Here is an 11,572-nt window from a genome sequence, read left to right as displayed (position 1 = left end):
AACGCCCCATACCACGTCAACGAGCCCAAGCCCCGGAAGCAACACGTAGATTTCCGACGGCCCCCTCGCCTTCCGAGCGGTGGGTGCCCCGGCAGTCCTGCACCACCACCGCGTAGCCGGCCTCCACCAGAGCCAGGAGGTCGGGCATGGCTGGTTGGCCGAGGCCCATCACGTCCTTGCCGTACGGCATGCGCACCAGCAGCGTCGGAGCCTGTCCCTCGGCCGGATGCCACACGTTGGCGGCGAGGGCTACGCCGTCACGCATCGGAACCTGGACATCTATGTCGTATAGGTGCTGCATCGGTGCTCCTCGTTGAGCTGCCGGCGTCGTCCTGGATTTGGGTACGTTAAGAGGTACGTTCGTACCCTGTCAATTACCGGAGTCGTCGAAGAGGAGGTCTCAGGGAAGGACCGTTCGAGACGCTCGGCGTCGGCTGACGACGGTGAGGGCGGTGACCGAACCGCCCAGCGCCTCCGTCGTGGCCGTCAGCTGAAAGACCGCGTTGCCTGCCGCGGGACTTCGAGCCGGATGGTCATCGAGTAGGAGACGCTGGGCGTGCTCACGGGACGGGTTCTCAACTGTCCTGGTGCATGGCGGCCTGGAGGATGCCGCCGGTGGGTGACGTATATGCCGTCGAGGGGTGACTGCACTCGACGGGCACGGCTACTTGTCGGCGCCGGCCTTGGTGGTGTCCACCTTGGCCTGCGGCGGCGTGGTGGTGCGGGAGTGCAGGACCTTGCGGGCCTGTTCGGTGTCGAAGTCGTTCTCCCACTTGCCGATCACGATGGTGGCGACGGCGTTGCCGAGGACGTTGATGAAGACGCGGCCCTCGTTGAGGATGCGGTCGATGCCGACGATCAGGGAGAGGGCGGCGAGCGGGATGTGGCCGACCGCGGTGACGGTGCTGGCGAGGACGATGAACGCGCCGCCCGCAATCCCGGCGGTGCCCTTGCTGGTGAGCATCATGACGCCGACCATGATCAGCTGCTGCTGCCAGGACAGGTCGATGCCCATGGCCTGGGCCAGGAAGAGGGAGGCCATCGTGAGGTAGACCGCGGAGCCGTCCAGGTTGAAGGAGAACCCGGAGGGGATGACGATGCCGACCACGGGCCGGCCGATGCCGAGGATCTCCAGTTTGCGTACCAGCTGGGGCAGGACGGCCTCGCTGGAACAGGTGCTGAGGGCAACGAGCAGTTCGGCCTTGAGGAAGCGGATGAGGCCGAACAGGCTCAGGCGGCAGGCCCGCATGATGGCGCCGAGGACGACCAGGACGTAGACGACGCACGTCGCGGTGAACAGGATGATGAGGTAACCGAGCTGTTTGAGGCTCTCGGCGCCGTAGGTGGCGACCACGGTGGCCAGGGCGCCGAAGGTGCCCAAGGGCGCGAGCCGCATCACCCAGCCCACGATGCGGAAGACGACGTCCGACAGCGCCTTGATGCCGCGGGTCAGCGGTGCCCCTTCCTCGCCGGCCATGTTCAGGGCCACACCGAAGACGATCGAGACCATCAGCGCGGCCAGGATCGCATCCCCGGTGATCGCGCCCAGCAGGGAGGCGGGGATGAGGGAGGAGATGAAGCCGGTGAAGGTGGCGTGCTCGGTGGCGGTCTTGGGCACGTCGTCGGCGTTCAGTGACGAGGGGTCGACGTGCAGGCCGGAGCCGGGCTGGAAGATGTTGGCGACGACCAGCCCGATCAGCATGGACGCCAGGGACAGCACCAGGAAGTAGCCGATCGCCTTCACACCGATCCGGCCCGCCTTGCGCAGGTTGTCCATGGAGGCGATGCCGGTGGTGACCACGCAGAAGACGACCGGGATCACGATCATCTTGACCAGCGCGATGAACCAGTCGTTGAGCGGCTTCAGGTCCTCACCCAGGCCGGGCGCGAGGATGCCGACGGCGATGCCGAGGACGGCGGCCAGTACGACCTGGAACCACAGCTCCCGTATGAGACGGCTCAGCCGTGACCGCTGCGGGCGGTCGGCGGCGGTGGTGGTGCTTGTCATCGTTGGTGCTCCCTTGCACGACGATCGTGTGTAGCCCTGTCCCGTGGGGGGTGCGGGGGACGCGACGCGGCTCGCGCGCCCCCGGTCTCGTGTGGCGCCCGCCCGGTGGCGGGCGCGGGCGCGTCTGCGGTGGGGTGGCGGTCAGCTGTGCAGGGCGCGCAGCACCTCGTAGAAGGCGGCCTTGCTCTCGAAGCCGATGCCGGGGGTGTCGGTCAGGCCGACGCGGCTCTTCTCGACGACGGCGTCGTCGGCGAAGCCGCCGGTGGGCTGGAACTCGCCCGGGTAGGACTCGTTGCCGCCGAGCTTGAGGGCGGCTGCGATGTGCAGGGAGAACTGGTGCCCGCCGTGCGGGATGCAGCGCCTCGATGACCAGCCGTGCCGGCGGAGCATGTCCTGGATGCGCAGGTACTCCACCAGACCGTAGGAGAGCGCGGGGTCGACCTGGATGGTGTCGCGGTCGGGGCGCAGGCCGCCGTAGCGGATCAGGTTGCGGGCGTCCTGGAGGGAGAAGAGGTTCTCGCCCGTGGCGATGGAGCCGGTGTAGTGCTCGGCGACGGTGGCGTTGAGGTGGTAGTCGAGCGGGTCGCCGATCTCCTCGTACCAGAACAGCCCGTAGGGCTCGATGGCCCGCCCGTACTCCAGGGCCGTGTTGAGGTCGAAGCGGCCGTTGACGTCGACGGCCAGCCGGGAGCCGTCGCCGTCCAGGACGTCGATGACGGCCTCGATACGGCGCAGGTCCTCCGCCAGGTCGGCGCCGCCGATCTTCATCTTGACGACGTCGTAGCCCAGGTCGAGGAAGCCGCGCATCTCGTCCTGAAGGTCGGTGAGGGTCTTGCCCGGGGCGTAGTAGCCGCCGGCGGCGTAGACGAAGACGGAGTCGTCGGGCTGCCCGTCGCCGTAGCGCTCGGACAGATACCGGTACAGCGGCTTGCCCTCGATCTTGGAGGCCAGGTCGAACAGGGCCATGTCCACCACGCCGACCGCGACCGAACGCTCGCCGTGCCCGCCGGGCTTCTCGTTGTTCATCATCACGTCCCACGCCTTGGCGTGGTCCAGGCCGCCCTGCTCGTCGAGCAGGCTGCCGGGCTCGGCCTCGAGGAGGCGGGGCAGGACCCGGCGGCGCAGGATCTCTCCGGCGCTGTAGCGGCCGTTGGAGTTGAAGCCGTAGCCCACCACGGGCTTGCCGTCCCGGATGACGTCGCTCTCGATCGCCACGATCGAACAGTCCATGGAGCTGAAGTCGATCCAGGCGTTGCGGATCGAGGAGCTGATCGGAACGACGCCCTCGTAGACGTTGGTGATCTTCACTGCGGAACCTTTCTCATATCTTATAAGATGCGACGGCTGTTAGACTGGGCTGGCCCGATGCGGGATGTCAAGGGGTGGGGAACCTCCGGAAAGGAACGGTCAGGGGGCCATGGCAGGACAGAACCTGTTCTTCAGCAAGAGCGACCTCGCCTACGCGGAACTCCGCGATCGGATCCTCTTCGGCACTCTTCCTGCCGGGTCACGGCTCGCCCAGTACGACCTCGCCGAGTCCCTCAACATGAGCATCACTCCCCTGCGCGAGGCCATCCGCCGCCTCAGCAGCGAGGGACTCGTCACCGTCGACACCCACCGCGACGTCCGAGTCTCCGTCATGAACTCGACCGAGGCCCGCCAGCTCTTCGAGGTCCGCCTGTCCCTGGACCCGACCGCCGCCGAACTCGCCGCCCAGCGACGGACCGACGACGACATCGCCACGATGCAGGCCGCCGTCAACAAGCTCCTCCCCGTCACCCGCCAATGGGGGGAAGAGGCACTCACGGCCCACCGCGCCTTCCACCAGGCGGTGTACCGGGCCTCGCACAACGACGTCCTCATCCGTCTCCTGGACGACCTGTGGGACAAGTCCGATCGCTACCGGCGCCTCGGCCTCGAACTCCCGCCCGGTGACGAACCCCGCACCCGGGACCTACAGGAACACCACCAGCTTGTCTCCCTGATAGTGGACGGCCGCGCCGCCGAAGCCGCCCAGCTGATGCGAGGCCACATCACCCACAGCCTCACCGCCACCGCCATCAGCGCCCTCGAAGACCGCGAGGGCATTCGCGCGACGTGACGCGCGGCGACCGGCGCCATCGTGATGCATGGGGGGACCCCATCGCGGCGGAGCCGCAAATCGACACAGCCCCGCGCCCCTGAGCAGGGCCTACGGCCTCCTCAGGGGCGCGGTACCGCACCGGACTTCGGCAAGTTCGCGTAACCCGCCGGTCCGTCAGGTCACGGACGCGCCGTGAGATAGCCCCCCATCGTGCGGAAGTACTCCGCCGCCGCGTGCTCCGTGCCGTCCTCGGTGCGGACGCGCTTCACGCAGAGGCCGCGCAGCTGTCCGTTCCTGGCCTCCGCGCCGGCGACGATGACCACGCCGTCGCCCTCGCGGATGAAGATGCGGCCGGGAGTGCCGCCGTAACGGGCTTCCGACACCGCTGCCTCGACGATGCGCAGGCGCTGACCGCGGTGGTAGGTGAAGGCGTTGGGGTACGGGTCGCACTGGGCGCGTACCAGGCGCTCCAGGTCCTCGGCCGGCCAGGTCCAGTCGATCCGGCTGTCCTCGAGCGACCGCTTGTGGAAGAAGCTGGCCCGGCTGCGGTCCTGCGGGATCCACTGCGCGCGTCCCGAGGCGATCAGGTCGAGCGACTCCGTCACGACCGGCGTGATCAGGTCGACGGTGCGGTGGAACAGATCGGTGACCGTGTCGGTGGCGCCCACCGGTACGGCTCGCTGCAACAGGATGTCGCCCGCGTCGAGTTCGGCGTTCATCCGGTGCGCCGTGACGCCGACTGCCCGCTCGCCGTTGATCAGCGCCCAGATCAGCGGGGAGAAGCCCGCGTACGCCGGCAGCAGCGAGTCGTGGATGTTGAGCGTGCCGTGCGGCGGGAGGTCGAAGACCTCGGGGGGCAGCACGGTCCGCCAGTTGTTGGCGACGATCAGGTCCGGTTCCGCTTCGCGTAGCGCGGTGAGGAGTTCGGGGTCGTCGGGGCGGTTGCGCAGCAGCACCGGGATGCCGTGCTTCTCGGCGAGATCGGCCACCGAGTCGTCCCAGATCTTCTCGTATACGTGGTCGCTCTTGGGGTGGGTCACGGCCAGGACCACCTCGTGGTCGGACTCCAGCAGAGCCTGGAGCGTGCGGTGCCCCCAGGTCTGATAGCCGAACATGACGACCCGCATACTCGATCCTCTCCTAGAACACACCATTGCAAGGTAAGGCTAACCTTATTTAACATCAGTGGCGCCTAAGGGAAGGAAAGTTGCGGTGAACGCACTGCACGACGAACCGGACGCCATCCACGATGTGATCGGCGTGGGTTTTGGCCCGTCAAACCTCGCACTGGCCATCGCAGTCGAGGAACACAACTCCCGAGCCGCACCCGAAGATCGCATCCGAGCCCGGTTCCTGGAACGTCAGCCGTCCTTCGGCTGGCACCGTGGCATGCTCATCGACGACGCCACGATGCAGGTGTCCTTCCTCAAGGACCTTGTCACGATGCGCAATCCGACCAGCGACTTCAGCTTCCTGTGCTTCCTGCGGGAGCGCGGCAGACTCGTGGACTTCCTCAACGCGAAGACACTCTTCCCGCTGCGGATCGAGTTCCACGAGTACTTCGAGTGGGCCGCCGCCCGCATCGCGCACCAGGTCGACTACGGCGCCGAAGTCGTCTCCGTGGAGCCGGTACTGGCCGAGGACGGAGAGGTCCGCTGGTTCGACGTCGTCAGCCGCGTCCCCGGCGCCCCCGAACGCACCGTCGTCCGCAGGGCTCGTAACATCTCGGTGGCCGTCGGCCTGGAGCCCCATCTCCCGCCGGGCACCGAACTGTCGGACCGCATCTGGCACAACAGCCAACTGGTGCCGCGCGTACGCGAGTTGAACGAATCCGGTACTTCGGTGGGCCGCATTCTGGTCCTCGGCGCAGGTCAGAGTGCCGCGGAGGCGGTCGACTATCTGCACCGTTCCTTCCCCGAGGCGGAGGTCTGCGCGGTCTTCGCCAAGTACGGGTACACCCCCGCCGACGACAGCCCCTTCGCCAACCGGATCTTCGACCCCGAGGCCGTGGACGTCTACTTCCAGTCGACGCCCGAGGTGAAGCAGTCCCTGGTCGACTACCACCGCAGCACCAACTACTCGGTGGTCGACATGGACCTGATCGAGTCGCTGTACGCGACCATGTACCGCGAGAAGGTCCAGGGCAACGAACGTCTGCGCCTGCGCAACGTCTCCCGTATCCGGGACGTACGCACACTGGACGACCGACTGGACGTCACCGTCGAGTTCCTGCCCACCGGCGAGCGGGAGGTGCTGTCCTCCGACCTGCTGGTCCATGCGACCGGCTACCGGCCCAGGGACCTCGAGACCTTGCTGGGCAGGGCCGCGAAGCTCTGTCTGCGGGACGACGACGATGCCGTACGCGTGGGCCGCGACCATCGCGTGGAGGTCGCGGCCGAGGTCACCGCGGGCATCTATCTGCAGGGCGCGACCGAGCACACGCACGGTCTCACCTCCACCCTGCTGTCCACCACCGCCGTACGCTCCGGCGAGATCCTCGACTCCCTGCTCGCCCACCGTGCGAGCGACGCGGCCGCGGGAATCAGTGCCTCTGTCAGTTCCTCCGTCAATTCATCGGCCTGAAAGGGCAGTTCATCGTCGTGACGACGGCACGCGCGCGCGTGCCGTCGAACGGCGCTCGGAGCGGTCGTGTGCGCGCCCCGGGCTGGGCAGGCGCTTCGACTTAGGGTAGCCTCACCTAGGTTTTTCTCTTTGTCCGATCCCGGAGGGGTACGGGTGGGTCCTTCATATCCGTCGGGGCGGGACGTCCTGAGGGACACGGTCCGGGGTCAGCGACGTAACGTCGCGCTCGGCTCTCTCCTAGGTTCCGGGCACCAGATCGGCGAGGCGCTGGTTCCGGTCCTGATCGGTATCGTGATCGACCAGGCCGTCACCGACTCCGACACCGGCGCCCTCTTCCTCTGGCTCACGATCCTCGCCGTGGTCTATGTGGGACTGGCGTTGAGCTTCCGCATCGGCGCCTGGTCCGGTGAGAAGGCCTCCGTGCAGGCCGAGCACTCGCTGCGGATCACTCTCGTACGAAGGGTCCTGGACCCCGGCGGCGGGGCGGAGGAGGGCCGGCTGCCCGGAGCGATGGCCAACATCGCGACCGAGGACGCCAAGCGGGTCGGTGCCGTCAACCTGGCGCTGATGTTCGGCATTTCGGCACTGATGGGCCTGCTCACCTGTGCCGTCGTCCTGCTGCGTACGTCGGTGCTGCTCGGTCTGGTGGTGCTGCTCGGCACACCGGTCCTGCTCTGGCTCGGGCATCTGTTGAGCAAGCCGCTGGAGAGCCGCAGCGAGGCCGAGCAGGAGCGGGCGGCGCACGCATCGGCCGTCGCCGCCGACCTGGTGGCCGGTCTGCGGATCCTGAAGGGCATCGGCGGCGAGTCGACGGCCATCGCCCGCTACCGCACCACCAGCCGCGACTCCCTGCAGGCGACCTTGCGGGCCGCACGCGCGCAGGCCTTCCAGAACGGCATGGTCCTGGCGCTGACCGGCTGCCTGATCGCCGTCGTCGCACTCGTCGGTGGCCGACTGGCCGCCCAAGGCAGCATCAGCCTGGGCGAGTTGGTGTCGGCGGTAGGGCTCGCGCTCTTCCTGCTCGGGCCCCTGGAGACGCTCGCCTGGGTCAACGCCGAGTTCGCGCAGGGCCGGGCCTCGGCCGCCCGGATCGCAGAGGTCCTTGCCACGCCGCACTCCGTCACGTCCGGTGGCCAGAGCCTGCCGCAGCAGGTGCGCGGCGCGGTCCGGCTGAGCGGGCTCAGCCACGGCGGGCTGCGCGAGGTGGACCTGGACATCGCACCCGGCGAACTCCTCGGCGTGGTCGCGACCGACCCCGCACACGCCGCCGACCTGCTGCGCTGCCTGTCCCGGCAGACCGACCCCGAAGCCGGAACGGTCGAACTGGACGGCGTGTCCCTGCGCGACCTGGATCCCGCTCAGATGCGTACGGCCCTGCTGGTGGCCGAGCACGACGCGGACCTCTTCGAAGGCACCGTCCGCGACAACGTCACCGCCGCGGCGCCCGACTCCCACGATGCGGAACCGGCGATGACGGCGGCCGGGGTCGCACAGGTCGCGCAGACCCTGCCGGACGGCGAGGACACCGCGGTCAGTGAGCGCGGCCGGTCCCTTTCGGGCGGGCAACGCCAACGGGTCGCTCTCGCCCGCGCGTTGGCGGCCGACCGGCCCGTGCTGGTGGTCCACGATCCGACCACCGCGGTCGACACGGTGACCGAGGCCCGGATCGCGACCGGCTTGAGGGAGATCCGCAAGGGCCGCACCACGGTGCTCGTGACCACCAGCCCCGCACTGCTCGCGGTCACCGACCGGGTGGTGCTGCTCGACGACGGCCGGATCACCGACACGGCCCCGCACACCGATCTGGTACGCCGTCACGAGGCTTACCGCGCGGCGGTGTTGTCATGAGCGACACCTCGGCGAACGAGAACAACGGGACCAAGGAAGCGATGACCGCAGCAGGCCCCGATACGGACGAGCAGGCGCCCGACACCCGGGAACTGCTGCCCACGGCGACCGGGGCCCGCACCCGTGCCGCCGTCCGCGAACTGGTGCATCCACGGCGCGGCCTGGCCCTCGGCAGCTTCGCGGTGATGGTCGCGGCCACCGGTGTGGGTCTGCTCGTCCAGCCGCTCCTTGGCCGCATCGTGGACGTGGTGGCCGAGGGGCGCCCGCCCGGGGACGTGACGACTCCGGTCGTCCTCCTGGTACTGGTCGCCCTCGCCCAGGGCGGCACCACCGCGCTGGGCCTGACGCTGGTCTCCCGGCTCGGCGAGACCCTGCTGGCGCAACTGCGCGAGCGGTTCGTGGAGAAGGCGCTGCGGCTGCCGCTGGAGCAGGTGGAGAAGGCGGGCGCGGGAGACCTCACCGCCCGGGTGACCCGGGACGTCTCGGTGGTGGCCGAGGCGGTGCGCAACGCCCTGCCCGAACTGGCCCGTTCCCTGCTGGCCATCGTGCTGACGCTGGGCGCGATGGCGGCGCTGGACTGGCGTTTCCTGCTCGCGGCCCTCCTCGCGGTGCCCGTCCAGGCGCACACCGCCCGTTGGTACGTACGCAATGCCGTGCCGCTCTATGCCCGTCAGCGCATCGCGACCGGCGCTCAGCAGCAACAGCTCCTCGACACCATCGCCGGGGCCGGCACGGTGCGGGCGTTCCGACTGGAGGAGCAGCACACCACGCATGTGACGCGGCGTTCGTCGGCGGCGGTGGAGCTGACGCTGCGCGGAGTGAAGCTGGTGCTGCGGTTCTACAACCGGCTGCACGTGGCCGAGTACACCGGCCTCGCCGCGGTCCTCGTCACTGGGTTCCTGCTGGTGCGTGCCGACTCGGTGTCCATCGGCACCGCGACCGCCGCGGCCCTGTACTTCCACAGCCTGTTCGCCCCGATCAACTCCGCGCTGGTACTGCTCGACGACGCGCAGTCGGCGACCGCCGCGCTCGCCCGGCTGGTCGGGGTCGCCGACCAGCCGGACCCCGAGCCGGAAGAGGCGGCGAATCCTCACAAGCGGCGGGAGCCGGGCACGGCTGCGGACGGCACCGTCACCGTGATCGGCATCGACCACGCGTACGAGCCCGGCCGTCCCGTCCTGCACGAGGTGGACCTGACGCTCCGCGCCGGCGAACGCGTGGCCCTGGTCGGTCCGAGCGGCGCGGGCAAGACGACCCTGGCCAAGCTCATCGCGGGCGTGCACGCCCCGACGTCCGGCTCGGTGCATCTGACCGGCGCCGGAGCGTACGGCAACGGCGATGGTCTGCCGGTGGCGCTGGTCACGCAGGAGACCCACGTCTTCGCCGGTTCGCTCGCGGAGGATCTGCGCCTGGCGCGGGCCGACGCCGCCGACGAGGAGCTGCGCACGGCCCTGGCCACCGTGGAGGCCCTGGACTGGGTCGAAGCGCTGCCCGAGGGCCTGGACACGGTCGTGGGTGAGGGCGGACACCGCCTCACGCCCGCGCAGGTCCAGCAACTCGCCCTGGCGCGGCTGGTGTTGGCCGATCCCCCGGTGGCCGTGCTCGACGAGGCGACGGCCGAGGCCGGGAGCACCGGAGCCCGCCTGCTGGAGCGGGCGGCCGACCGGGCGGTCGAGGGCCGCACGGCGCTGGTCGTCGCACACCGCCTCACCCAGGCCGCGGCCGCGGACCGGATCGTCGTCATGGACGACGGCCGGATCGTGGAGAGCGGCACCCATGACGAGCTGTGCACCGCGGGCGGGACCTACGCCTCCCTGTGGGAGGCCTGGTCCGGTACCCGTAGCACGGCCGATCAGCCCCCCACGCAGCACCACCGTCCCGACACAACCACCATGAAGGACCACTGATGCTCGGCTCTCTCAGAGGCACACGCCTCGCCGCGGCGCTCGTCTCCGCGCTACTGCTCTTCACCACCGCCTGCGGCTCGGGAGATGGTTCCGAGGGATCCGCAGAGAACGCGGGGAACAAGGAATCCGCGAACAGCGCCTTCCCGGTGTCCATCCCGCACAAGTACGGCAGCACGTCTATCAAGGCGGAGCCCAAGCGGATCGTCACGGTCGGTCTGACCGACCAGGACGCCGTGCTCGCCCTGGGCAAGGTGCCCGTCGGCACCACCGAGTGGCTCGGCGGCTACAAGGGCGCCATCGGCCCCTGGGCCGCCGACAAGCTGGGCAGCGAGAAGGCCCCCACCGTGCTGACGGACACCGGCACCGGACCGCAGACGGAGAAGATCGCCGCGCTCAAGCCGGATCTGATTCTCGCGGTCTACGGGGGGCTGACCAAGGAGCAGTACGAGACCCTGTCGAAGTTCGCGCCGGTGGTGGCCCAGCCGAAGGCGTACAACGACTTCGGCGTCCCGTGGCAGGAGCAGACCGAGATCATCGGCAAGGCGCTCGGCCAGGAGGCGGAGGCGAAGGAGCTCGTCGAGGGCGTCCAGGCCGACTTCAAGAAGGCGGCCGAGGACAACCCGGACTTCGCCGGGAAGACCGCCGTGATGGCCACCCCGTACGAGGGCATGTTCGTCTTCGGCAGCCAGGACGCGCGCTCCCGGCTGCTCACGGATCTCGGCTTCAAGCTGCCGACCGACCTGGACAAGGTCATCGGCGACGAGTTCGGCGCCAACATCAGCAAGGAGCGCACCGATCTGCTGGACACGGACGCCCTCGTGTGGATCGTCTCCGACGTGGCCAAGGACGAGGCCAAGCTCAACAAGGACGCCCTCTACGCCGACCTGAACGTGGCGAAGCAGGACCGTGAGGTCTTCGTCAAGGAGGCGAGCGACTACGGAAACTCCGTCTCGTTCGTGTCGGTTCTGAGCCTGCCGTACATGCTCGAGCGCCTGGTGCCGCAGCTGGCCGCGGCCGTGGACGGCGACACGGCGACGAAGGTGGAGCAGCCGGCGTCCTGAAGCACCGGCTGCTCCGGTGGAAGCGCAGTTCGACGCTGCGGGTCCGTTGTGGCTGGTCGCGCAGTTCCCCGCGCCCCTGGAA

9 protein-coding genes are annotated in these 11,572 nt (G+C 69.1%); 5 read left to right on the top strand and 4 right to left on the bottom strand.

Annotation, left to right across the window (positions count from 1 at the left end; all coding sequences use genetic code 11):
- Window positions 1-16: 16 nt before the first annotated feature.
- The 3 genes from IEZ21_RS25490 to IEZ21_RS25480 form a co-directional block, all read right to left on the bottom strand.
- A complete protein-coding gene (locus IEZ21_RS25490) occupies window positions 17-301 on the bottom strand; it encodes a CocE/NonD family hydrolase (RefSeq protein ID WP_246568133.1) in 285 nt (94 codons plus the stop codon).
- A gap of 363 nt (window positions 302-664) precedes the next feature.
- Window positions 665-2,008 carry a cation:dicarboxylate symporter family transporter gene (locus IEZ21_RS25485; RefSeq protein ID WP_189324201.1) on the bottom strand — a complete coding sequence of 448 codons (1,344 nt, stop codon included), beginning with the start codon at window positions 2,006-2,008 and terminating at the stop codon, window positions 665-667.
- Window positions 2,009-2,149: 141 nt separating this feature from the next.
- The gene (locus tag IEZ21_RS25480) at window positions 2,150-3,316 is read right to left on the bottom strand and encodes a mandelate racemase/muconate lactonizing enzyme family protein (protein WP_189324200.1); all 1,167 of its coding nucleotides are present in this window, start codon (window positions 3,314-3,316) and stop codon (window positions 2,150-2,152) included.
- A 109-nt stretch (window positions 3,317-3,425) separates the two neighbouring features.
- Here IEZ21_RS25480 and IEZ21_RS25475 point away from each other — a divergent pair, with 109 nt between their 5' ends.
- On the top strand, window positions 3,426-4,109 hold the full coding sequence (locus IEZ21_RS25475; RefSeq protein ID WP_189324199.1) for a GntR family transcriptional regulator: 684 nt from the start codon (window positions 3,426-3,428) through the stop codon (window positions 4,107-4,109).
- A gap of 161 nt (window positions 4,110-4,270) precedes the next feature.
- On the opposite strand, the gene IEZ21_RS25470 is transcribed toward IEZ21_RS25475, so the two are convergent.
- Window positions 4,271-5,218 (bottom strand): methionyl-tRNA formyltransferase, encoded by a 948-nt coding sequence (locus IEZ21_RS25470; RefSeq protein WP_189324198.1) that lies wholly within the window; start codon window positions 5,216-5,218, stop codon window positions 4,271-4,273.
- 85 nt (window positions 5,219-5,303) lie between these two features.
- On the opposite strand from IEZ21_RS25470, the gene IEZ21_RS25465 reads away from it, so the two are divergent.
- The 4 genes from IEZ21_RS25465 (at window position 5,304) to IEZ21_RS25450 (ending at window position 11,490) form a co-directional block, all read left to right on the top strand.
- Complete coding sequence (locus IEZ21_RS25465; RefSeq protein ID WP_189324197.1) at window positions 5,304-6,674, top strand: lysine N(6)-hydroxylase/L-ornithine N(5)-oxygenase family protein; 1,371 nt, start codon at window positions 5,304-5,306, stop codon at window positions 6,672-6,674.
- Window positions 6,675-6,827: 153 nt separating this feature from the next.
- The gene (locus IEZ21_RS25460; RefSeq protein WP_189324196.1) at window positions 6,828-8,522 is read left to right on the top strand and encodes an ABC transporter ATP-binding protein; all 1,695 of its coding nucleotides are present in this window, start codon (window positions 6,828-6,830) and stop codon (window positions 8,520-8,522) included.
- A gap of 41 nt (window positions 8,523-8,563) precedes the next feature.
- A complete protein-coding gene (locus IEZ21_RS25455; protein ID WP_189324217.1) occupies window positions 8,564-10,429 on the top strand; it encodes an ABC transporter ATP-binding protein in 1,866 nt (621 codons plus the stop codon).
- A complete protein-coding gene (locus tag IEZ21_RS25450; RefSeq protein WP_189324195.1) occupies window positions 10,429-11,490 on the top strand; it encodes an iron-siderophore ABC transporter substrate-binding protein in 1,062 nt (353 codons plus the stop codon). The genes IEZ21_RS25455 and IEZ21_RS25450 overlap by 1 nt, the downstream gene beginning before the upstream one ends.
- Window positions 11,491-11,572 lie beyond the last annotated feature (82 nt).

The sequence above is a fragment of the Streptomyces flaveus genome, assembly GCF_014647675.1.
GTDB classification, from domain to species: Bacteria; Actinomycetota; Actinomycetes; order Streptomycetales; family Streptomycetaceae; genus Streptomyces; species Streptomyces flaveus.
The sequence above is the reverse complement of the archived record's forward strand: the minus strand, read 5'-3'. Positions and strand labels throughout refer to the sequence as shown.